This is a genomic window from Streptomyces sp. NPDC110618 (genome assembly GCF_055657065.1).
In genome coordinates this window covers 81,144-102,989 of sequence record NZ_JBVKBN010000023.1, presented here as the reverse complement: position 1 = coordinate 102,989, position 21,846 = coordinate 81,144, and the positions used below count along the sequence as shown (strand labels likewise).

22 protein-coding genes are annotated in these 21,846 nt (G+C 72.2%); 13 read left to right on the top strand and 9 right to left on the bottom strand.

The genetic code is table 11. The annotated features are described in order from the left end of the window. The first annotated feature begins 29 nt into the window (after positions 1 to 29). Genes ACZ7L7_RS31090 through ACZ7L7_RS31080 form a run of 3 tightly spaced genes read left to right on the top strand, consistent with a single transcriptional unit; the run spans position 30 to position 3,927 of the window. Positions 30 to 2,372: an ABC transporter ATP-binding protein/permease gene (locus tag ACZ7L7_RS31090; protein WP_471431770.1), complete on the top strand. Its 2,343-nt coding sequence runs from the start codon at positions 30 to 32 to the stop codon at positions 2,370 to 2,372. A gap of 9 nt (positions 2,373 to 2,381) precedes the next feature. Next, positions 2,382 to 2,927: a hypothetical protein gene (locus ACZ7L7_RS31085; RefSeq protein ID WP_285514158.1), complete on the top strand. Its 546-nt coding sequence runs from the start codon at positions 2,382 to 2,384 to the stop codon at positions 2,925 to 2,927. Then, positions 2,917 to 3,927: a serine/threonine-protein kinase gene (locus ACZ7L7_RS31080; protein ID WP_285514157.1), complete on the top strand. Its 1,011-nt coding sequence runs from the start codon at positions 2,917 to 2,919 to the stop codon at positions 3,925 to 3,927. The genes ACZ7L7_RS31085 and ACZ7L7_RS31080 overlap by 11 nt, the downstream gene beginning before the upstream one ends. 24 nt (positions 3,928 to 3,951) lie before the next feature. On the opposite strand, the gene ACZ7L7_RS31075 is transcribed toward ACZ7L7_RS31080, so the two are convergent. Next, positions 3,952 to 5,202: a streptophobe family protein gene (locus ACZ7L7_RS31075; RefSeq protein WP_472077708.1), complete on the bottom strand. Its 1,251-nt coding sequence runs from the start codon at positions 5,200 to 5,202 to the stop codon at positions 3,952 to 3,954. 161 nt (positions 5,203 to 5,363) lie between these two features. On the opposite strand from ACZ7L7_RS31075, the gene ACZ7L7_RS31070 reads away from it, so the two are divergent. The 3 genes from ACZ7L7_RS31070 to ACZ7L7_RS31060 all read left to right on the top strand — a co-directional run bounded on the left by ACZ7L7_RS31070 (position 5,364) and on the right by ACZ7L7_RS31060 (position 7,661). Continuing rightward, complete coding sequence (locus ACZ7L7_RS31070; RefSeq protein WP_472077707.1) at positions 5,364 to 6,605, top strand: DUF6777 domain-containing protein; 1,242 nt, start codon at positions 5,364 to 5,366, stop codon at positions 6,603 to 6,605. 100 nt (positions 6,606 to 6,705) lie between these two features. Further along, positions 6,706 to 7,158 carry an ATP-binding protein gene (locus ACZ7L7_RS31065; RefSeq protein ID WP_285514154.1) on the top strand — a complete coding sequence of 151 codons (453 nt, stop codon included), beginning with the start codon at positions 6,706 to 6,708 and terminating at the stop codon, positions 7,156 to 7,158. Between the two features lie 98 nt (positions 7,159 to 7,256). Further along, complete coding sequence (locus ACZ7L7_RS31060; protein WP_472077706.1) at positions 7,257 to 7,661, top strand: helix-turn-helix domain-containing protein; 405 nt, start codon at positions 7,257 to 7,259, stop codon at positions 7,659 to 7,661. Between the two features lie 18 nt (positions 7,662 to 7,679). On the opposite strand, the gene ACZ7L7_RS31055 is transcribed toward ACZ7L7_RS31060, so the two are convergent. Both ACZ7L7_RS31055 and ACZ7L7_RS31050 read right to left on the bottom strand, forming a co-directional pair. Then, positions 7,680 to 8,282: a ClpP family protease gene (locus tag ACZ7L7_RS31055; RefSeq protein ID WP_285514152.1), complete on the bottom strand. Its 603-nt coding sequence runs from the start codon at positions 8,280 to 8,282 to the stop codon at positions 7,680 to 7,682. A 2-nt stretch (positions 8,283 to 8,284) separates the two neighbouring features. Continuing rightward, positions 8,285 to 8,923, bottom strand: coding sequence for an ATP-dependent Clp protease proteolytic subunit (locus ACZ7L7_RS31050; RefSeq protein ID WP_285514151.1), 639 nt, complete (start codon positions 8,921 to 8,923; stop codon positions 8,285 to 8,287). A gap of 190 nt (positions 8,924 to 9,113) precedes the next feature. On the opposite strand from ACZ7L7_RS31050, the gene ACZ7L7_RS31045 reads away from it, so the two are divergent. Then, entirely contained in the window at positions 9,114 to 9,596 is a 483-nt protein-coding gene (locus ACZ7L7_RS31045) for a VOC family protein (protein ID WP_285514150.1), read from the top strand. 9 nt (positions 9,597 to 9,605) lie between these two features. Here ACZ7L7_RS31045 and ACZ7L7_RS31040 read toward each other — a convergent pair whose 3' ends face one another. Both ACZ7L7_RS31040 and ACZ7L7_RS31035 read right to left on the bottom strand, forming a co-directional pair. Further along, positions 9,606 to 10,502: an SGNH/GDSL hydrolase family protein gene (locus tag ACZ7L7_RS31040; RefSeq protein ID WP_285514149.1), complete on the bottom strand. Its 897-nt coding sequence runs from the start codon at positions 10,500 to 10,502 to the stop codon at positions 9,606 to 9,608. Between the two features lie 102 nt (positions 10,503 to 10,604). Then, a complete protein-coding gene (locus ACZ7L7_RS31035; RefSeq protein ID WP_285514185.1) occupies positions 10,605 to 11,612 on the bottom strand; it encodes a zinc-binding alcohol dehydrogenase family protein in 1,008 nt (335 codons plus the stop codon). A gap of 150 nt (positions 11,613 to 11,762) precedes the next feature. Between ACZ7L7_RS31035 and ACZ7L7_RS31030 the strand changes: the two genes are divergently transcribed. Further along, positions 11,763 to 12,563: a VOC family protein gene (locus ACZ7L7_RS31030; protein WP_453603193.1), complete on the top strand. Its 801-nt coding sequence runs from the start codon at positions 11,763 to 11,765 to the stop codon at positions 12,561 to 12,563. A gap of 35 nt (positions 12,564 to 12,598) precedes the next feature. Next, on the top strand, positions 12,599 to 13,282 hold the full coding sequence (locus ACZ7L7_RS31025) for a ribonuclease H family protein (protein WP_453603191.1): 684 nt from the start codon (positions 12,599 to 12,601) through the stop codon (positions 13,280 to 13,282). Between the two features lie 6 nt (positions 13,283 to 13,288). Here the strand turns inward: ACZ7L7_RS31025 and melC2 are convergent, their stop codons facing one another. Together melC2 and melC1 are read right to left on the bottom strand one after the other, a co-directional pair. Beyond that, entirely contained in the window at positions 13,289 to 14,113 is an 825-nt protein-coding gene (melC2, locus tag ACZ7L7_RS31020) for a tyrosinase MelC2 (protein WP_285514146.1), read from the bottom strand. A gap of 35 nt (positions 14,114 to 14,148) precedes the next feature. Next, positions 14,149 to 14,556: an apotyrosinase chaperone MelC1 gene (melC1, locus tag ACZ7L7_RS31015; protein ID WP_285514145.1), complete on the bottom strand. Its 408-nt coding sequence runs from the start codon at positions 14,554 to 14,556 to the stop codon at positions 14,149 to 14,151. A 347-nt stretch (positions 14,557 to 14,903) separates the two neighbouring features. On the opposite strand from melC1, the gene ACZ7L7_RS31010 reads away from it, so the two are divergent. From ACZ7L7_RS31010 to ACZ7L7_RS31000, 3 genes are read left to right on the top strand one after another with little or no spacing between them, the layout of a single operon-like run. Further along, a complete protein-coding gene (locus ACZ7L7_RS31010) occupies positions 14,904 to 16,094 on the top strand; it encodes an FAD-dependent monooxygenase (RefSeq protein ID WP_285514144.1) in 1,191 nt (396 codons plus the stop codon). 4 nt (positions 16,095 to 16,098) lie between these two features. Continuing rightward, the gene (locus tag ACZ7L7_RS31005) at positions 16,099 to 17,082 is read left to right on the top strand and encodes an aldo/keto reductase (RefSeq protein WP_285514143.1); all 984 of its coding nucleotides are present in this window, start codon (positions 16,099 to 16,101) and stop codon (positions 17,080 to 17,082) included. Positions 17,083 to 17,118: 36 nt separating this feature from the next. Then, on the top strand, positions 17,119 to 17,610 hold the full coding sequence (locus ACZ7L7_RS31000; RefSeq protein WP_285514142.1) for a DUF6328 family protein: 492 nt from the start codon (positions 17,119 to 17,121) through the stop codon (positions 17,608 to 17,610). Here ACZ7L7_RS31000 and ACZ7L7_RS30995 read toward each other — a convergent pair. After that, positions 17,592 to 18,617 carry a hypothetical protein gene (locus ACZ7L7_RS30995; protein ID WP_285514141.1) on the bottom strand — a complete coding sequence of 342 codons (1,026 nt, stop codon included), beginning with the start codon at positions 18,615 to 18,617 and terminating at the stop codon, positions 17,592 to 17,594. The two genes, ACZ7L7_RS31000 and ACZ7L7_RS30995, sit on opposite strands and share 19 nt — an antisense overlap. A 142-nt stretch (positions 18,618 to 18,759) precedes the next feature. On the opposite strand from ACZ7L7_RS30995, the gene ACZ7L7_RS30990 reads away from it, so the two are divergent. Next, positions 18,760 to 20,160: a serine hydrolase domain-containing protein gene (locus ACZ7L7_RS30990; RefSeq protein ID WP_471592998.1), complete on the top strand. Its 1,401-nt coding sequence runs from the start codon at positions 18,760 to 18,762 to the stop codon at positions 20,158 to 20,160. Here the strand turns inward: ACZ7L7_RS30990 and ACZ7L7_RS30985 are convergent. Continuing rightward, positions 20,152 to 21,699 (bottom strand): protein kinase domain-containing protein, encoded by a 1,548-nt coding sequence (locus ACZ7L7_RS30985; RefSeq protein WP_471592999.1) that lies wholly within the window; start codon positions 21,697 to 21,699, stop codon positions 20,152 to 20,154. The two genes, ACZ7L7_RS30990 and ACZ7L7_RS30985, sit on opposite strands and share 9 nt — an antisense overlap. Between the last annotated feature and the right edge of the window lie 147 nt (positions 21,700 to 21,846).

Genomic DNA, 21,846 nt, shown 5'->3' with positions numbered 1-21,846 from the left:
ACTAGTGGGCAAATCGGTAGAATCCAGGCATGGCGGAGCGACCGCTCGCACCGACTGCGCCCGTACTCGTGCTGGAGACCGAGTCGGGCTCCACCGTGATGACCCCGAGCCGCGACTACCACGTAGGCCGCGACCCCCTCAGCGACATCGTCCTCGACGACGCCCGGGTCTCCTGGCACCACGCGGTCCTGCACCCCGAGGACGACCACTGGACGATCCAGGACGAGCACAGCACCAACGGCACCTACGCCGACGGCCGTCGCATCCAGGAGCGGTACGTCGGACCCGGCACCGTGATCCGCTTCGGCAACCCCGCCGACGGACCGCGCGCCGTCGTCCTCGGCCGCCCCGAACCCAGGCCGGAACGCCCCTCGGCCGTCTCCGCGCCCGCCCGGACCGGCACCTTCCGGCAGCCCACCACCGTACGGCCGCTGCCCCAGGCCCGGACCGTGCGCATCGGCCGCGCCCCCGACAACGACCTCGTCATCGACGACCTCACCGTCTCCCGGCACCACGCCGAACTGCGCGGCCGCTCCGACGGCGGCCACGAGATCGCCGACCTGGGCAGCCACAACGGCACCTACCTCAACGGCAGCCCCGTCAACCTCGCGGAGGTCCGATCCGGCGACGTCATCGGCATCGGGCACTCGGCGTTCTGCCTGGTCGGGGACGAACTCCAGGAGTACGTCGACACCGGTGAGGTCTCCCTTGAGGTGCAGGACCTCACCGTCGCCGTCGACCACGGCCGCAAGACCCTCCTCGACGACGTGTCCTTCCCGGTGGGGGAGAAGTGCCTGCTCGCCGTCGTCGGCCCGAGCGGCGCCGGCAAGTCCACCCTGCTCAACGCCCTCACCGGACAGCGCCCCGCCGACCACGGCACCGTCGTCTACGACGGCCGCGACCTCTACCGCGACTACGCCGAACTGCGCCAGCGCATCGGCCTGGTCCCGCAGGACGACATCCTGCACGCCCAGCTCACCGTCCGCGCCGCCCTGTCCTACGCCGCCGAACTGCGCTTCCCGCAGGACACCGCCAAGGCCGAACGGCAGGCCCGGGTCGACGAGGTCATCCGCGAACTCGGCCTGGAACAGCGCGCCGGACAGCCCGTGCACAGCCTCTCCGGCGGCCAGCGCAAACGCGTCAGCGTCGCCCTGGAACTGCTCACCAAGCCCTCCCTGCTCTTCCTGGACGAGCCGACCTCGGGACTCGACCCCGGCATGGACCGCTCGGTGATGCACATGCTGCGCGGACTCGCCGACGACGGCCGCACCGTCATCGTCGTCACCCACAGCGTGCTCAGCCTCGACGTCTGCGACCGCCTGCTGGTCCTCGCGCCCGGCGGCCGGATCGCCTACTACGGGCCGCCCGAGGAGGCGCTGCCGTTCTTCGGGTTCGAGGAGTGGCCGGAGGCGTTCGAGGCATTCGAGCGCGACCGGGAGCGCAACTGGTCCGGCGCCTACACCAGCTCGCCGCAGCACCGCCGGTACGTCGTCGACGCCACCGCGCAGCCGCGGCTGATGCGCGACGGGCCCGTCGTCATCACCCCGCCGCCGCGCCCGCGCAGCCGCGGCGCCCAGCTCGGCACACTGATCCGCCGTTACGCCGCCGCGCTCAGCGCGGACCGCACCTTCCTCGCCATCATGATCGCGCTGCCGTTCGTGATGGGCGCCATGGCCCGCGCCCTGGCGGGCAGCTCGCTGACCCGGGACACCGCGATGAACGCGCTGCTCATCCTGTGCGTAGGCGCGGTCCTCACCGGCGCCGCCAACGCCGTGCGCGAACTGGTCAAGGAACGCGTGATCTACCGGCGCGAGCGCGCCGTCGGCCTGTCCAGATCCGCCTACCTGATGTCCAAGATCGTCGTGCTCGGCACCATCACCGTGCTCCAGGCCGTGGTGCTGACCCTGGTCGCCCTGCTCGGCGTCGACCTCAACGCGCCCGGCGGCGAGGGCGTCCTCATGCCGCCGCTCATCGAGATCACCGTCGCCGTGGCCCTGCTCGCCTTCACCGCGATGATGCTCGGCCTGCTGGTCTCGGCACTGGTGCGCAAGGAAGAGGTGACGATGCCACTGCTGGTGCTGCTGGCCATCGTCCAAGTGGTGTTCTGCGGCGCCCTGCTCAAGCTCGACGGCGTGCCCGGACTGGAACAGCTGGCCTGGCTGGTGCCCTCGCGCTGGGCGCTCGGCGCGATGGCCGGGACCGTCGGCCTGGCCCGGATCGTGCCCGGCGACCTCACCGGCGACCCGCTCTTCGAGCACTCGACGGGCGTGTGGCTGCTCAACATCGGCATGCTGATCGTGCTGTCGGCGCTCTTCGGCTACGTGGTCTCCCGGCTGCTGCGGCGCCAGGAACCCGTCGTGATGCGGAAGTAGGGGCATGCCATGGCGACTCCCGGATTCCGGCCCACCCATGTCGTCCCCGGCCACGGGATGCCGGCCTGGGAACTGCCCGATCCGTCCCGGCCCACGGTGCCCCTGGACGCGCTGCTTCCGGTGCAGCTCCTGGAACGGCGCGGGGACTGGGGGCGCGTGCTGTGCGCCAACGGCTGGTCGGCCTGGGTGGACGCCCGGGAACTGGTCGCCGTGCCGCAGGACCCGCCGGTTCCGGGCGCGTCCCCGGCCCGTACCGCCGACCCGCTCCCGTACCTCGCCCGCGCCGAGCAGACCCTGTCCCGGTACCGGTCCGCGATGGAGGACCTGGCTTCGGGCGGCCTCGACGGCGAGTCCTTCCGGGACCGCACCCACGGACTGCGGATCGGGGTGGTCGTCGAGGGCGAGCACGTGTGGCTGTACGACTCCGAGCACGGGCGCTGGGTGTACGCGGACGGGATGCGGCTGAGCACCTTCACCACCGACGAGGGGCCCCGCGCCGACACCGGGGACCCCGGCCTCACCGCCACCCGGGTGGTGAGCCCGGATGGTCCGTGAGACGAGTCTGTTCTCGGGCAGTCCCTCCGAGCTGATCGGCCGGCAGGTCGCCGGGTACCGCATCGAGGAGGAGATCGGCCGCGGCGGCATGGCGGTCGTCTACCGCGCCCGTGACCTGCGCCTGGATCGCTCGGTCGCGCTCAAGCTGCTCGCGCCGGAACTCGCCCGCAACGACACCTTCCGGCGCCGGTTCAGCCACGAGTCGCGGGCCGCGGCGGCCATCGACCACCCGCACATCGTGCCGGTCTTCGAGGCGGGCGAGACGGACGACGTCCTGTTCATCGCGATGCGATACGTGGCGGGCAGCGACCTGCGCCACCTCCTGGACCGCCAGGGCCCGCTGTCGCCGGCGACGGCCGTACGCATCGCCGGCCAGGTGGCCTCCGCCCTGGACGCGGCCCACGAGCACGGCCTGGTCCACCGGGACGTCAAACCCGGCAACATCCTGGTCGCCCGCGGCACGGACAGCGACCACCCCGAGCACGCCTACCTCACCGACTTCGGCCTGACCAAGAAGTCCCTGTCCCTGACCGGGCTCACCACCGTCGGCCAGTTCGTGGGCACGCTCGACTACGTCGCCCCGGAGCAGATCTCCGGCAAGCCGGTGGACGCGCGCTGCGACGTCTACGGGTTCGCCTGCGTCGTCTACGAGTGCCTGTCCGGCCACCCCCCGTTCCAACGGGACGACGACATGGCCCTCCTGTGGGCCCACCAGTACGACCAGCCCCCGCCCCTGACCGGCTCCCGCCCCGACCTCCCCACACCGGTGGACACCGTCTTCGCCAAGGCCCTGGCCAAGTCCCCGGAGAGCCGCTACGAGTCCTGCCTCTCCTTCGTGGCGGCGCTCCGCATGGCGCTGCGCGGCGACGCCGCACCCGCGGAAGGGGAAGCCGCCACCCACCCTCCGACCCAGGTGGACGTCCCGGTGATGGGCCGCGACCACCCGGAACCGGCGGACCCCCCGAGGCCGCCGCCCCGGTGGGCGGAGCCGTTCTTCTGAGGCGGTTCCTCCAGAGCGGTCCTTCTAGCGGCGCTGCACCGGTCGGGCGGCCAGCCCGCCGATGAAGCCCGCGACCAGCCCCCACACCAGGGCGAGACCCAGGGTCGTCCAGAGGCGGGGTTCGAGGAGCAGTTCCCCGCCCAGGTCTCCGCCGAGGTCGCCGATGCCCAGGACCGACAGGCCGTAGTGGGCCGAGATCCGGGCGACCAGGCAGATCATCAGGACTGTCAGGGCCAGGGCGACCGCCATGTGCACCGCGTGCTGCCAGGGGCGCATCCTGCCGGGGGAGCGGGCCGCCATCACGAAGGCGGCGGCCAGGACCAGGACCGCCGTCACGACCAGCAGCCACCACACGCGGCTGTCGTACTCGGACAGGGTGCTCAGGTTCAGGTCCGTCGTCTCGGAGCCGCGCAGTACCTCGTCCAGGACATGCGGCATCGGCAGGCCGAAGGGCCCGTCGACCCTGCCCTCCCAGGTGGCGCCCAGGCCGACGGTCAGGGCCAGCCACATCAGGTTCGGCAGGCCGAGCAGGATCACGGCGAGGGTCTCGCGGGCGTGGCCCCGGGTCAGGGCGACGACCACGCCGATCACCACGCCCAGCGCCACGCAGGCCAGCAGCAGGGCCACCATCGCGTAGGCCGCCGGGCGTACCGACTCCTGGAAGCGCAGCAGCCTCGGCGGCAGGGGGGCGCCCCGGGCCACCAGCAGGGCCAGGACGAGCACCCCCACCAGCCATAGCAGGCCGAAGAACAGGGTCAGCGGCACGTCCGTGCGGAAGCCGACCTTCGGGGAGACACCGAAGAGGTCGCCGATGTCGCTGAGCCTGTCGCCGCCGAGAGAGATCTTGAAGTCCTGGCGGGCGAACAGCGCCAGGCCCAGCAGCGCCAACAGCCAGAGCACCGCGACGCGGGCCGCCCAGCCCGCCAGCTCCCGCGCACCCGTCACCGCCCGGTGCCGCAGCGGGCGCAGGAATCCCGCGGCCGTCACCAGGGCGCCCACCAGGGTCACGGACAAGGGGATCACCGTGAGATCCGCCGCCGACTCGGCGAGGCCGCCGGCGTCGCCCGACATCTCCACCGTGCCGCCCACCGCGGTGACCACCGTCGCGGCGACGACCCGGGGATAGGCGTTGTCCGGCAGGTCCGTCGCCCCCGCCGCCCACAGCCCCAGCGCGGCGACCACGCCCATGGCGATCATCCCGGCCGCAACGGCGACCAGGGCCTGCGGCCAGCCGTGGCGGGCCACGGCCCGGCCGGAGGTTGTGCGTACGCTCACGCTGCCACGCTAAGCAGCACCCGGGTACCTCGCCCGATGAGAGGGGCCGTCCGCGTCCGGCTTGCGGACCGGGGCGGACCGGAGCACACAATGGTCACGATGCGGAAATGTGGCTATTGGTGTGAATTGCCGCGATGGTCCCGCATTGGGAAGAAGGGATCGTGAGCGTCGAACCTCCGTCGTCGGGCCGACCCACAGGACCCCCTTCGGGCCCCCTGTCCGGTCCCTCGCAGCCGCCCTCCGGACCCCCCTCCCAGCCCCCGGGCAGCGGCGGAGGCGGCATCCCGCCGACCCCGCCCTCCGGCAGCGGCGGCGGCGCGGTCCCCCCGGAGCCCGAACCGCACCAGCCCTGGTGGCGGTCCGTACCCCGGATGGCCGTCCTGGCCACGGTGGTCGTGGCCGCCGTGGTGGTTGCGGTCGTCCTGGGCCGAGGAGGCGGCGGCGGAGGTTCCGGCTCCGGCGGCGAGGTCTTCCTCCAGGCCGCGGGAAAGAACGGCCCCGACCCCTTCACCGAGTCCACCGCCACGAACAGCTCCGCCGCGCCCGTCACCCCGTCCCCGGCCACCGGCTCCGGCGACACCAACGAGGTACGCGGAGTCGACGGCGGCGCCCCCGGCCTGTACGGCGGCACCCGCAACGTGGCCGCGTGCGACGTGGAGAAGCAGATCAAGGCGCTCCAGTCGCAGCCGCAGAAGAACAAGGCGTTCGCCTCCGTCGCCGGTGTCGCACCCGACGCCGTCCCGGACTACCTGCGCGGACTGACCCCCGTACAGCTGCGCATGGACACCCGCGTCACCAACCACGGCTACCGCGACGGCGGCGCCACCAGCTACCAGGCCGTCCTCCAGGCCGGCACCGCCGTCCTCGTCGACGACCACGGCATGCCCCGGGTGCGCTGCGCCTGCGGCAACCCGCTGACCCCGCCGGTCGCGCTGAACGACACGCCGAAGCCCACCGGCGACTCCTGGCCGTCGTACAGCGCCTCGAACACGGTGGTGGTCTCGCCCTCCACCGAGGTCATCAAGGTCTTCGTGGTCTACGACCACCAGCACGACGAGTGGTTCCACCGGCAGCACGGCGACACCGGCCACAAGGACAAGAAGACGCACCCGCCGCACCACCCCTCCCCGCCGGTGACCAAGTCGCCCTCGACCTCGCCGCACACCACGACGGCCTGCCCGTCGCCCCCGACGGCCGGCAACGAGACGGGCTGCCCGCCCACCTCGCCGTCCGTGCCGACCTCCCCGTCGACCCCGACCAGCCCGCCTACCTCGGACACCACGACGGACACGCCGCTCACGCCGGACACCTCCACCCCTGATTCGCCGCTGGCGTCCGACTCGATCAGCGAGTCGCTGACCACCAGCGGCAGCCCCGGACTCACCTCGACCCCGGCGGTGTGACGCACCCGGCTCGGGCCCGGGGGACTGCCCGGCGCGGCACTGGGTACGAACACTGGTGCAGTAGCGTCCGGCCTCCTTTGGCCTTCCGAGAGAGACACGCATGATCGAACACGACGGGGCGGTTATTCCGAGCGGATTCGACGTGCCCGTGGAACCGCTGCGCCAGGCCGCCCACTACAGCGGGGAACCGGGGTGCATCGCGGAGGCCCGCTCCTTCGCCGCCGGCTTCCTCGCCCGGCTGCGCACGGAGTGGTGCGCCGAGATCCCCGACCGGACCCACGAAGTGGTGCTCCTCGTGGTCAGCGAACTCGTCACCAACGCCGACCGGCACAGCAACGGCCCGTACATCCTCGACCTGGAGGGCACCGACGCGCGGATCGCGGTCACCGTCTACGACAGCAGCGCCGCCCTGCCCCGCCGCTTCGCCCGCGACCCCGAGCGCGTCGGAGGGCACGGCCTGGAGATAGTGCACGCCCTGGCGGGAGAGGTCGCCGTCGAACGCGTCCCGGTCGGCAAGCGCATCCGCGCCGTGCTCCGGCTGGCCGCGGCCTGATCCACCGGCCCCTCGACCCGCTGTTCGCGCCGGGCGATTCTCCCCAGGGCAGAACGCCACGGCCTTCCCCGCGGGCGTCCGGCTCCTAGGCTGGGAAAGTGAGCAACCACGCGCCGAACGAAGCCCGCGTCATCCCGCTGCGCCCGCCCGCGCGCCAGGAGCCCCCGCGCCCGGACAGCGCCCCACCCGCCGCCAGGGAACCCCTGTGGCGGGACCTGGTCGGCGACGTCCTGCGGCGCGAGCGGCTCGCCCAGGAGCGCACCCTGAAGGACGTGGCCGACGCCGCCCGGATCTCCATGCCCTACCTCTCCGAGGTGGAACGCGGCCGCAAGGAGGCCTCCTCCGAGGTCCTCGCGGCCGCCGCCCGCGCCCTCGGCCTGAGCCTCGGCGACCTGCTGTCGCGGGCCCAGGGCGAGCTGATCCGCCTGACCTCCCGGCACGGCACGGCCGGCGGACGCGGCGCCGCCCCCTCCTCGTACAACGGACTGTGCCTGGCCGCCTGACGGAGGGGACCCGGCGCCTCAAACCGTGCCGAGGCGCCGGCTCACCACATGGTCGGCGAGGCCGTACGCCACCGCCTCCTCGGCGGTGAACACCTTGTCGCGGTCCATGTCGGCGCGCAGCGTCGCCACGTCGTGGTGGGTGTGCCGGGCCAGCACCTCCTCGACCTGGGCGCGGATCCGGACCATCTCCTTGGCCTGGAGCGCCAGGTCGGAGACCACGCCCTGCCGCCCGCCGCTGGCCGGCTGGCCGAGCAGCACCCGGGCGTGCTCCAGCACCGACCGCCGCCCCGGATCGCCGCCCGCCAGCAGCACCGCCGCCGTGGACGCCGCTTGCCCCACACAGAACGTGGAGATCGGGGCCTGGACGTAGGTCATCGTGTCGTAGATCGCCATCAGCGAAGTGAACGATCCGCCGGGCGAGTTGATGTAGATCGCGATCTCGTGCTCGGGCGCCGTCGACTCCAGGTGGAGCAGTTGCGCGATGACGACATTGGCGACCCCGTCGTCGATCTCGGTGCCGAGGAAGATGATCCGCTCGTTGAGCAGCCGGCTGAACACGTCGAAGGACCGCTCACCCTGCGGGGTGCGTTCGATGACGTTCGGAATCGTGTAACTGCCCATGCCTACAGCCCCATCCGTCGCTTTGTGGCCGCCGGGCGGACATCCGTGAAGGACTCCACGACCCGGTCGACGATGCCGTACTCACGGGCCTCCTCGGCCGTGAACCAGCGGTCCCGGTCACCGTCCCGGGAGATCGTCTCCGGGGTCTGGCCGGTGTGCTCGGCGGTGATCCGTTCGATGGTCCGCTTGGTGAACTCCAGGTTCTCCGCCTGGATCTCGATGTCCGCCGCGGTGCCGCCGATCCCCGCCGACGGCTGGTGCATCATGATCCGCGCGTTGGGCAGCGCATAGCGCTTGCCCGCCGTGCCCACGCTCAGCAGGAACTGGCCCATGCTGGCCGCGAAGCCCATCGCGAGCGTGGCGACGTCGTTCGGGATCAGCCGCATCGTGTCGTAGATGGCCAGGCCCGCGTGGACCGAGCCGCCCGGGCTGTTGATGAACAGGCTGATGTCGGTGCGCGGGTCCTCCGCCGACAGCAGCAGCAACTGCGCGCACACCCGGTTGGCGGAGACCTCGTCGACCTGCGTGCCGAGCAGGACGATCCGCTGCCCGAGCAGCTGGGCGGCGAGCTGGTCGTCGAACCGGGTGGGCGGGGTGTCGCCCTCCTCCGCCCGCGGCGCGAGCGTGGTCAGTGGAGTCATGGGATCTCCTCGTCGTGGCGTGGATGCCGTCGAACCCACTGTTGCCCGGCACACCGCCCCACCGGGGATTTCTCTGCCCGCGGCAGATTCGCCAGGGGCAGAGTGCGCCTTGGGCCGGTGCGCGGCCGATGAGTTCCGGGCCGAGGATCAGTCGGTAGAGGTGACTGCGTTCCATATCCGGGAGGTACTCATGGCCGCCAAGGGTTTCACCACGTGTCTCTGGTTCGACGACCAGGCCGAGGAAGCCGCGCACTTCTACGTCTCCGTCTTCAAGAACTCCAGCATCGGCAGGATCGCCCGCTACCCCGAGGGCTCCATGCGCCCCGCCGGAATGGTGATGACGGTGGAGTTCACGGCCAACGGCCACCCGTTCCTCGCCCTCAACGGCGGACCCGATTTCAAGTTCAACGAGGCCGTCTCGTTCATGATCTACTGCGTGGACCAGGAGGAGATCGACTACTACTGGACCAGGCTCACCGAGAACGGCGGCGAGCCCGGCCCCTGCGGCTGGCTGAAGGACAGGTACGGCGTGTCCTGGCAGGTCGTCCCCGACAGTCTCGACGCCATGGTCGGCGACCCCGACCCGGAGAAGGCGTCCCGCGCCACCCAGGCCATGCTCGGCATGCACAAGCTCGACATCGCCGCCCTGAGGAAGGCCTACGACGGGGAGTGAGCGCCCGTCTCACCAGGAGTCGTGGATCACCCGCGTGACCTCCCGCGCCATCCGCAGGATGCCGGCGGAGCGGACCGGGCACGGCTTCGGGGCCGAGGTGGTGGGCGCCAGACAGAAGTGCAGATAGTCGTCCTCGCGGTGCAGGGCGGTGCGGCCGCGGCCCGGATCGGTGCAGTAGTCCGGGTGCGCCCGCTCGTAGGCGGTGCACGGCAGGTGCCGTACCCAGGTGTAGCGGGCCCCGTCGGCGCTCACCGTCCGCCCCGCGTCCGCGACGAGATCACCCGCCGCGTCGGCCCGCTCCTCGTACAGGGCGTTCACCTTCCGCACCCGGTCCGGGGTGATCGGGTCGGGGCCCTGCAGCACCCACACGATCCGCGGGCGGTGCTCCCCGCCCGCGGCGGCGATCTGCGAGGTGACCCGGTCCAGGTCCGCCGCGTACCGGTCGAAGTAGGCCCGGGGATCGGCGTCGTGCGTGATGCCGTCCATGCAGGGCGTGTAGCCCCAGGAGTTGCCCCAGAACTGCAGCACCACGAAGTCCGGCCGGTGCGCGCGCACCAGCGCGGCCGCCTTGTCCGCGTCCGGCACCAGCGACCGCTCGCCGGTGCCCTCCAGGTAGTCGCAGACGGTGGTGCCCGAGTACGGGGCACTGGTGTAGGCGGCGCGCAGCTTCCCGCGCAGTCCGGCGCCGAGCACCTTCTGCGCCTCCATCGCCAGGGAGTCGCCGAGGTAGAGCACCTTGGGCGGCTCCGCCGGGGCCTTCGGGGATGCGGGCGCCCGCTGCTGGGTAGTCGCCGACGCCGGGGGCTTCGCGGGCGCGGGTGCCCGCTCCGGCTCCGACGACGGGTCCCCGCAGCCGCCGAGCAGCGCCACTGTGAGCGCCAATCCCGCCATCCACGCCCTGCGCATGCGGCAACTCCCGCCCCGGTAACGGAGAAACGGCTCCCCAGGCAAGCACAGCCACGCCGCAGGCGGAAGACCCGGGTCGGCCGAACACCGCCAACTGCCCTGTCAACTCAGGTCGTTGACGAGCACCGCCGCTCCGTCGAACCGCCCCGCCTTGAGGTCCCGCAGGGCCGCATCGGCCCGGGACAGGGGATAGGCGTGCGTGGTGGCGTGGACCTTGTAGCGGGCGGCGAGGGTGAGGAACTTGCGGGCGTCCGCGCGGGTGTTGGAGGTGACGCTGCGCAGTTCCTTCTCGTAGAACAGATCGGTCTCGTAGTGCAGCGGCGGGGTGTCGCTGAGGTGGATCCCGGCGACGGCGAGCACCCCGCCCCGGTCCAGGGCGCGCAGCGCCACCGGCACCAGGTCCCCGACGGGGGCGAACAGGATGGCGCTGTCCAGCGGCTCCGGTGGCATCGCGTGCGCCTCGCCCGCCGACGCGGCCCCCAGCTCCAGCGCCAGCCGCCGTGCCGCCGCACCGCGGGTGAGCACATGCACCCGGGCGCCCTCCGCGAGCGCCACCTGGGCGCACAGATGGGCGCTGCCGCCGAAGCCGTACAGACCGAGCCGCCCGCCCGCCGGGAGCGATGCCCGGCGCAGCGCCCGGTAGCCGATGATCCCGGCGCACAGCAGCGGCGCGAGCGCCAGGTCGGTCAGGTCCTCGGGGAGCGGGTGGGCGAAGTCGGCGGGGACGGTCGTGTACTCGGCGTAGCCGCCGTCCGCGTCCCAGCCGGTGTACCGCGACCCGGGGCACAGGTTCTCCGCCCCGCGCAGACAGTAGGCGCAGGTGCCGTCCGTCCACCGCAGCCAGGCCACCCCGACCCGGTCGCCGACCGCGAAGCCGCTCACCCCGGCACCGAGGCCGGCGACCTCCCCGACCACCTCGTGCCCGGGAGTCACCCCGGCCAGGCGTACCGGCAGATCGCCTTCCGTGACATGCAGATCGGTGCGGCACACCCCGCACGCCAGCACCCGGACCAGCAGCTCACCGGCCCCGGGCACCGGCACCGGCTTCTCCACCAGCCGCAGCGCCCCCTCCTCCACCGGTCCGGGAGCCACCACCGACCACGCGCGCATCGTCCCGTCCGTCATAGGGCCTCCCCGTCCTGCCGCCGGACCCTTTCCTCCCAGTGTCGGACGGACGGCGCCCTTCGGCGCGCGGTTCGCGCCAGGGATGGCTAGCGTGAGGAAACGACCCCCACCAGCGATGCGGAAGAGGCCGTGGTCATGGCCGTACAGCCAGAGGGAACCCCCTGTTGGGCCGACGCGATGTTCAGCGACTTCGAGGGAGCCAAGAGCTTCTACGGAGATGTCCTCGGCTGGACCTTCGGCGAGTCGTCGTCGGAGTTCGGCAACTACACCCAGGCGTACGCGGACGGCAGGGCGGCCGCCGCGGTCGTGCCGCCCATGCCCGGGCAGGAGGGCATGTCGCAGTGGTGCCTGTACCTCGCCTCCCCGGACGCGGCCGAGACCGCCCGCCGGATCCGGGACAACGGCGGCGAGGTGCTGATGGAGCCGATTCAGGTCGGTGACTTCGGCACCATGTGCCTGGCCCGCGACCCGAGCGGAGTCGTCTTCGGCGTGTGGCAGGCCGGCACCCACGAGGGCTTCGAGGCACCGGCCGGCCAGCCCGGCGCGTTCGCCTGGGCGGAGGTCTTCACCCGGGAGCCGGAGAAGTCCGACGCGTTCTTCCCGGCCGTCTTCCCGCGCTACACCGCGCAGCAGATGGAGGACGACGGCATGGACTTCCGGGTCTTCAACCTCGGCGACACCCCCGTCCTCGGCCGCATGAAGATGACGGAGGAGTTCCCGCCGGAGATACCGGCCTACATCAACGTCTACTTCTCCGTCCCCGACGTCGACGCCGCCGTGGCGAAGGCGACCGAGCGCGGCGGCATCCTGCGGTTCGGGCCCATGAACACACCGTTCGGCCGGATCGCGGCGATCAGTGATCCGCAGGGCGCGAACTTCTCGGTGATCGACACCACCACCACCGAGGGCGAGATGCCCACGCTCACCGACGTCTGACCGGGGCACCCTCGGGCCCGTGGCATGATCGGCACATGCGTGAACGAGTAGTGGCCGCGTGCGACGGGGCTTCCAAGGGCAACCCCGGACCCGCGGGCTGGGCCTGGGTCGTCGCCGACGAGAGCGAGACCCCGGCCCGCTGGGCGGCCGGCCCCCTCGGCAAGGCCACCAACAATGTCGCCGAACTGACCGCGCTGGAGCGCCTGTTGGCGGCCACCGACCCGGAAGTGCCGCTGGAGGTCCGGATGGACTCCCAGTACGCCATGAAGGCGGTCACCACCTGGCTGCCCGGCTGGAAGCGCAACGGCTGGAAGACCTCGGCCGGCAAGCCGGTCGCCAACCAGGAGCTCGTCGTACGCATCGACGAGCTCCTGGCCGGACGGTCGGTGGAGTTCCGCTACGTCCCCGCCCACCAGGTCGACGGCGACAAGCTGAACGACTTCGCGGACCGTGCCGCCAGCCAGGCGGCCACCGTGCAGGAGCCCGCGGGCAGCGCGCTCGGCTCGCCCGAGCCGCCGCCCTCCCCGGAGACCCCGGCCAAGGCGCCGCGCCGCCGCCCGGCGGCCGCGAGGAAGAGCAGCGGGGGTTCCTCCTCGCGCACCATCAAGGCGAAGTTCCCCGGCCGCTGTGTGTGCGGCCGTCCCTACGCGGCGGGCGAGCAGATCGCCAAGAACGCGCAGGGCTGGGGCCACCCGGAGTGCCGTACCGCGGACGCGTGAACCCGGTCAGGCCACGTCGAAGGTGTAGTGCCGGGTGTGGTCCAGCAGTTCGGCGGGCCGCACGTTGTTCCAGGGCTTCATCGTGGCGTTGAGGTGGACCACGTTCGGCGTGGCCGTCGCCGGGAGGTACGGCGAGTTCGGGTGGCGGCGCTGCCACTGGGACCACAGTCTGTCCACGTAGGCGTGGTGCAGCCAGAACACCGGGTCGTTGGGGGAGACCCCGGTCGCCATCTGGCCGCCGACCCAGACATGCACCCGGTTGTGCAGGTTGACCCCGCGCCAGCCCTCCAGGTGGTTGCGGAAGCCGTCCGAACCGCTGTTCCAGGGCGCCATGTCGTACGTCTCGATGGCCAGCACCGACTCCACCTCGGCCCGCGTGGGCAGCGGACGGCCGCCGGAGCCGAGGGCGCGGCGCAGGTAAGTGCGGCCGTCGACACGGACGTTGATCGGCCAGTTCCCGGTCGAGGCGGCGAACGGCCCGTCCATCACCTGTCCGTCCAGGCTGCGTCCGGTGCCGCCGAGGAAGTCCGGCGCCCACAGCGAGGCGCGCGGCGTGCGGTCGGTCGTCCAGTCCCAGTAGGGCAGCGCCACCGAGGCGTCCACCTCCTGCAGGGCGGCCTCGAACTCCAGCAGGAATCTGCGGTGCCAGGGCAGGAAGGACGGCGAACGGTGGCCCGTGCGCTCGCCGTTGTCGGTGTCGCCGACGATGAAGTCGTTGTGGATGCGGACGAAGTCGTCGTAGCGGCCGCTGCGCTTGAGCTCCAGAAGGGCGTTGACGAAGCGGAGCTTCTCGTCGGCGGTCAGGTTCGCCTGGTTCTTGCGGACGGTCATGTGCGGATGCTCCAGGTGGTGCTTGAGGGGGCGGTTCAGTTGGTGGGGAACGGCAGGAGTTCGGCGCCCTGGAGTTCGTCGACCGCGGCCCGCGCCGCGGCGCGCGGGGTGGCCACCGGGTCGTAGTGGCTGACGACGCTGATCCAGCTGCCGTCGGCGTTGCGCATCACGTGCAGCTCCACGTCGTCGATGTAGACGCCGTAACCGCCGCCGTGGTCGTGGTGGTGGCCCCCGCCGGAGCGCACCCGGCCCTGTATCCGGCGGCCCTTGTAGACCTCGTCGAAGGCGGCGGGGGTGGGCTCGGTGTGGTGCCCGGCGTGCTGGGGGGCGCCGGTTGCGCGGCCCGCCGCCTGCGCGGAGGGGGCGGTGAGGGCGGCGGTCCCGGAGGCGGCGGCGAGGGCGGCCGCGGCGGTGAGCGCGCGGCGGCGGCTGAGTTCCGGCATACGGATCTCCCGGTTCGGATGAGAGTGGGTGACTCCGCATGCCTATCGAGGGCGCCGAGATGGGGTGAAATCGGTCCGGAGTGGTTGGCTACGATTCGGACAATTGCCCACATGTCGTGCAAGGTTGAACCAGGGTGATCTTGCTGTGCGCATATGCCGCACGCTTGCGGAACGGGTAATTCCTTCCCCTCGGGGCCCCGATTCGGGTGGTTCTTGACGGGTGCGCGCACGGCTCGTGGCCTGCGTCACGCCGGGAAAGTGACGCGATCCGGAAGCCGGGACCTACTCCCGCGCGCTGCTACTCTCCGTCTCGCAATGATCGCGATGAGTGACTCCGAGGGGTGCGCGTGAAGGTCGTCTGTGTCGGCGGAGGGCCCGCCGGGCTGTACCTGTCGATCCTGTTGAAGCTGGCGGACCCGTCCCACGACATCACCGTGTACGAGCGCAACCCGGAGGGCTCGACCTACGGCTGGGGCGTCACCTACTGGCGCGGACTGCTCGACAGACTGCAGGTGCACGACCCCGTCTCCGCCCGGGCGATCGCCGACCACTCGGTCACCTGGAACGAGGGCGTCGCCCGGGTCCGCGACCTGACCACCCGGCACCGCGGCGACCAGGGCTTCGGCATCGGCCGCCACCGGCTGCTCGAACTGCTCGCCGCCCGCGCCCGCTCCCTGGGCGTGCGCCTGGAGTACGCGCACGAGATCGACGCCGACGGGCCGCTCCCCGAGGCCGACCTCGTGGTCGCGAGCGACGGCGTGAACAGCGCCCTGCGCACCCGGCACGCGGAGCACTTCGGCGCCCGGCTCACCCCGGGCCGCAACCACTACATCTGGCTCGGCACCAACAAGGTCTTCGACACCTTCACCTTCTCCTTCGTCGAGACCGAGCACGGCTGGATCTGGGCCTACGGCTACGGATTCAGCCCCGAGCGCAGCACCTGCGTCATCGAATGCTCGCCCGAGACCTTCACCGGCCTGGGCCTGGACCGCGCCGACGAGGCGGACGGGCTCGTGCTGCTGGAGAAGCTGTTCGCCGACACCCTCGACGGCCACGCCCTGATCGGCCGGGCACCGGCCGACGGCAGCTCCCCCTGGCTGCACTTCCGCACCCTCACCAACCGCACCTGGCACCGCGGCAACCTCGTCCTGCTCGGCGACGCCGCCCACACCACCCACTACTCCATCGGCGCCGGCACCACCCTCGCCCTGGAGGACGCCCTCGCCCTGGCCGGCGCCCTGCGCGACCACGCCGACCTCCGGCAGGCCCTCACCCACTACGAACGCGAGCGCAAGCAGGCCCTGCTGCCCCAGCAGAGCGCTGCCCGGCACAGCGCCCAGTGGTACGAGAACCTCACCCGCTACATCGACCTCCCCCCGGAGCAGATGTTCGCCCTGCTGGGCCAGCGCCACTCACCCCTGCTGCCCTACGTCCCGCCGCAGCTCTACTACCGCCTGGACCGGGCCGCGGGCCGGCTGGAGGCGCTGCGCCGCCTCAAGCGCTGGCTCGGCCCCAAGCTCGCCCGGATGACAGACTGACGCCATGGAAGAGCGCACATTCAGCAGGTCGCAGCAGCACGCGTCCGTCGTCGGCCTCGGCACCTGGCAACTGGGTGCCGACTGGGGCGACGTGGACGACAAGGAAGCCCTCAAGGTGCTGGAGACGGCCGCCGAGACCGGGGTGACCTTCTTCGACACCGCCGACGTCTACGGCGACGGCCGCAGCGAACAGACCATCGCCGCGTTCCTCAGCGGCCGTCCGGACCTGCATGTCATGGTCGCCACCAAGATGGGCCGCCGGGTCGAGCAGATCCCGGAGAACTACGTCCTGGACAACTTCCGGGCCTGGAACGACCGTTCCCGCCGCAACCTGGGCGTCGACCGGATCGACCTGGTGCAGCTGCACTGCCCGCCCACCCCCGTCTACTCCAGCGACGAGGTCTTCGACGCCCTCGACACCCTCGTCGCCGAGGAACGCATCGCCGCCTACGGCGTGAGTGTGGAGACCTGCGCCGAGGCGCTCACCGCGATCGCCCGGCCGGGCGTGGCGAGCGTGCAGATCATCCTCAACCCGTTCCGGATGAAGCCCCTGTACGAGGTCCTGCCCGCCGCGCGGGAGGCGGGCGTCGGCATCATCGCCCGCGTCCCGCTCGCCTCCGGCCTGCTGTCCGGCAAGTACACCAAGGACACCGTCTTCCCCGAGAACGACCACCGCACCTACAACCGGCACGGTGAGTCCTTCGACCAGGGCGAGACGTTCTCCGGTGTCGACTACGCCACCGGCGTCGAGGCCGCCGCGGAGTTCGCCGCCCTCGCCCCCGAGGGCTTCACCCCGGCCCAGCTCGCCCTGCGCTGGATCATCCAGCAGCCCGGCGTGACCACGGTGATCCCCGGCGCCCGCTCACCCGAGCAGGCCCGCGCCAACGCCTCGGCCGCGTCGCTGCCGGAGCTGTCCGCCGAGACCCTGGACGCGATCCGTGAGCTGTACGAGCGGCGGATCAAGGAGCAGGTCGAGGCCCGCTGGTAACTGTTTGAAAGGTCAACACCGGGAGACCCGGACGGTATGGCGCAGGAACCCGAAAGACGCACCGGTCGCGACGAGACCGAGGACGAACGCGCCGACCGGATGTGGTCGGAGCTCATGCAGGAGGTCCGGGTCGCCCAGATGGGCGTACAGATCCTGTTCGGATTCCTGCTCACCGTCGTCTTCACCCCGAAGTACGACGACCTGGGCGACACCGAGAAGGCGATCTACCTGGTGACCGTGGTGGTGGGTGCCGCCGCCACCGGCACCCTCATCGGACCGGTGTCCCTGCACCGCATGGTGTCCGGGAGGCGCATCAAACCGCGTGCGGTCGAATGGGCCTCCCGGCTGACCTTCACCGGCCTGGTGCTGCTGCTGGTCACCATGGCGTCCTCGCTGCTGCTGATCCTCCGGGTCGCCACCCACGACGGCTATGTCCCCTGGATCGTCACCGGCATCGTGCTCTGGTACCTGGTGTGCTGGTTCGGCCTGGGCTGGTGGATCCGGCGCCGCTACACCTCGCGGGGCTGACCGCCCTTCAGCGCGGCGATGCACGAGGTGATGGCCTGCTGGAGGTCCTCCAGCTGCCGCACCATGTCGTCCTCGGCGAACTCCTGCACGTCGTCGAAGGTCAGCTCCTCGAACACCTTCGTGGCCCGCTGGAGGCTGCTGTAGAACTTCGTCCGGCGCTCCTGGACCCGCAGTTCGGGGTCGGCCTCCACGGTCTCGGCGACCAGGGTCCGCAGGGTGTCGTAGGCCTCGGTGGCCCACTCGCCGGTGTCCTCGTCCTCGTCCAGCTCGTCGATGAGGGACAGATGCCGCTCGGCCTCCTGGCGGAGTTCCACGGGCGCCTCGATGGTCTGTCCGGCGGGCGTCTTCACCTGCCCGGACTCGGCGATCTGCCGGACGTAGCCGATCCGGTCGGCGGCCCGGCTCTCACTGGCGACGGCCTTCTTCAGTTCGTCGGTGCGTACCACGTCCCGCGCCAGCTCGGCCTGCAGCTCGGGATCCTCCCTGACGCGGTCGAGCAGCGCGCCGCGGGCGGCGCGGGCGGTGGAGGGGTCGGCGAGGATCGCGGCGCGCAGCGCGGTGGGGTTCTCCGCGACCTCCAGAGCCTTGGTCGGCCGGATGCCCTCGGCCTCGGCCGCCTCGGCGATGGCGGTACCGCGCTCGGAAGTCGCGCTGTTGCGGGAGACGTAGTAGCTCAACCACACGTCCGCGTCCGGCAACTCCACCTCGGCGCCCGGCTGGAGCGCCTCGAACTGCGGCACGAGACCGTCGTCGGCGGCCCGGTCCCAGGCCTTGTAGTAGCGCATCACCCGCTCCGGGGAGCAGCCCGCAAGCTCGGCGAACTCCTTCGCGGACACCTTCGGCGTCCCGTCGGCGCCCTGGCCGCCGGGCCGCACGCTGCGCGCCACCATCAGGGCGAAGGCCCAGCCTCCGGTGCGGGCGTACGCCCCGAACTCACGCGCGTCCCGCGCGACGAGGTCGGACAGCGGCACGGGGGACGTCTCGGACGGGACGAGGGACAGGGTCACGGATGATTCTCCTGGGGCTGGAACCGCAAGTGCAGACAGGCAGCCTATATGCGCCCGCATGCGGCGGTTTGACCGCCCGGTGCGTGTCATCCGGTGGCGCCCCGCGCAGGAACGGTCCGCCAGGGCGGGTACGGATGACGGCATGACGACACGCGCGCTCCTCACCAGTACGCCCGCGGCCCAGGGCGTCGACTCCTCCGGTGTGCACGCCTTCCTGGACGCCCTGGAGTCCGACCCCGCCATCGAGCCGCACAGCCTGATGATCCTGCGCCACGACCACCTGGTGGCCTCCGGCTGGTGGGCGCCCTGCGCCCCCGACCGGCCCCAGCTGCTGTACTCCCTCAGCAAGAGCTTCACCTCCACCGCGGCCGGGCTCGCCGTCGCCGAGGGCCTGATGAGCCTCGACGACCCGGTGATCTCCTACTTCCCGGAGTACGACGCCGAGGTCACCGACCCGCGCACCCGCGCCATGCTCGTCCGGCACGTGGCCTCCATGGCCAGCGGGCACGAGGACGAGACCGTCGACCGGGCCCGCGCGATCGACCCCGACGACCTGGTGCACGGCTTCCTGCTGCTGCCGCCCGACCGCGACCCGGGCACCGTGTTCGCGTACAACCAGCCCGCCACCTTCACCCTCGCCGCGATCGTCCAGCGCGTGACCGGCCGCACGCTCACCGACTATCTGCGCCCCCGCCTCTTCGACCCGATCGGCATCGGCGAGGTGGCCTGGCTGCACGACCGGGCGGGCCGGGAGCTGGGGTTCAGCGGACTGCACGCCACCACCGACGCGATCGCCCGGCTGGGACAGCTGTATCTGCGCCAGGGGATGTGGGAAGGGCGGCAGGTGCTGCCTGAGTCCTGGGTGGCCGAGGCGAGCCGCGTCCACACCCCGAACGCCGACGGGCCGATGGCCGGCGCCGACTGGCGGCAGGGGTACGGCCTGCAGTTCTGGAAGTCCCGGCACGGCTACCGCGGGGACGGTGCCTACGGCCAGTACTGCCTGGTCCTGCCCGAGCAGGACGCGGTGATCGCCCTGACCTCCGCCACCGTGGAGATGCAGCGGGTGCTGGACCTGGTCTGGACCCACCTGCTGCCCGCCTGCGGCCCCGCGCTGCTCACCGGCCGCGAACGGGCCGACGCCGCTCTCGCCGAACGGCTGGCGGCCCTCGCGCTTCCCCCAGCCCCCGGCAAGCCCGCGCCCGAGCCGTGGACGGCGGCCTCCTTCGGCTCCGACTGGATCTCCGCGGAGGTCGACACCGCCCCCGACGGCTACCGGCTGACGCTCGTGGAGGACGGGCACCGGATCGACCTCCGTCTGGTGCCGGGCGAATGGACCGTGGCCGGGGAGCCGGTGCCCACCGCGGTCAGCGGCGGTTGGACCGACGCCGACACCCTGGAGGCCGAGGTGCTGTTCCTGGAGACACCGCACCGGCTCGCCGTGACCTGTTCGCTCCCGGACCGCACCTGCACCGCCCGCTGGCGCACCGAGCCCCTGCACCCGCGCCCGCTGTGCAAGACCGGCGCGCCCCGCGGATCACTCTGACGGCTCCCGGAACGTGCGCAGGGCCGTGGCCAGGGCCTCGCGGTTGTCCGGGTCCTCCCAGGCATCCGCGGGGGCCGTCCAGCGCAGCGAGTAGCCGCGACTGCCGCCGAGGAGGAATCCGCGGCCCAGGGTACGGACCTGGGTGCCGTCGGCGTTCATGAGCCACTCCATCTCGGCGGCCTCCTTGCCCCGGTAGGTCGTGGCCCGGATGTCGCCGATCCGGCGGTACCCGCCGTCCTCCTTCAGGCCGGGCTCCACGTCCCGCCACACCTCGACGGGGTCCGGCCCCACCCGCTCGCTGTAGGTCACGGTCAGGGTGCGGTCGTCGCCCTTCGTGCCGAGCACGATCCGGTACGCCAGGTCCTGGACCCGGTCGGTGCTGAGCGGCTTCCAGCCCTCGGGGAGCGTGACCGAGAAGCCCTCGGGCGACTCGTAGCGGCTGAACGGGGACTTCTCCTCCGGCGTGGGTGAGGGCGAGGGGGTGGCCGGGGCGGACGGAGGAGCGGCGGGAGGGGAGGTCGGGGCGCGCGTCGGGGCCGGGCGGGGCGAGGAGTCGGCGGCGGTGGAGTCCGAGCCGCCGGGCAGCCCGCCGGTGACCGCGAGGACGGCCACCGCGACCGTGACGACGGCCAGCGCGGTCCCGGCGACCATGGTCCGCCGGCTCCAGCGCGCCCGGCCGAGGGGCCGACCCGACAGCCCCGGGCTGGGCGTCTCCGCCGTCGAGGTCCCTTCGTCCAGGACGTTCAACAGCGCCTCACGGACCACGGAACGGGGCAGCCGCTCCACGGGATCCTTGCGGAGCAGACCCTGCAGCGTCGTGGTGAGCGACCCCGACCGGACCGGGGTGCGCAGCGGCAACCGGTCGACCGCCTTCAGCGTGGCCTGCGGGCGGCCCCGGTCCCGGAACGGCGGGCGGCCCTCCACCATCGTGTAGAGCAGCGCGCCGAGCGCCCACAGATCGGTGGCCGGGCCGATCCGCTCGTCGCGGGCCTGCTCGGGGGAGGCGTACGCGGGCGCGGCCAGCCGGGGCGCCAGGGTGGCCCCGGCCAGCCCGAAACCGGAGACCACCACGGGTCCCTGGTCGCGCACGAACACCTGCGCCGGGCTGAGTTCGCCGTGCGTGACGCCCTGCCCGTGCGCCGCCTCCAGCACATCCAGCAGCTCCAGCGCGATCCGGGCCGCCCGCACGCGGTTCAACGCGCCTTGCTGAGTGAGGAGTTCACCGAGCGGCTGCCCGTCGATCCACCGGGTCACCACCCACAGCGTGCCCGACTCCACGACCGCGTCGACGACTTCCGCGACCCGGGCGGGCATCATGAGCGACAGCCGCTCGGACGTCCGCAGCACCCGGGTGACGACCTGCGGCGCCTCCTCCCCGCTCGGATCCTCCGGCAGCCCCACCCCGGTCACCAGACAGGGCCGTTCCGCCTGGCTGTCCTCGGCGTACCAGCAGACGCGGTTGGTCTCCCGGTGGACGATGTCGACGAGCCGGTACCTCCCGGCGACCCACACGGGCGTGGAGACGTGCGCCTTGACCATGGTCATCCCTCGCTGAACCGGGCTCTCACCTTTCCCAGAGGTACGGCGCGCGCGACCGGGTCCGTTCAAGGAACGGCCGACCGATATGCGCCAACCCCCGTACGCTGACCGGTGGGTCGAACACACGTCCCGGGCCGGGGGTGATCC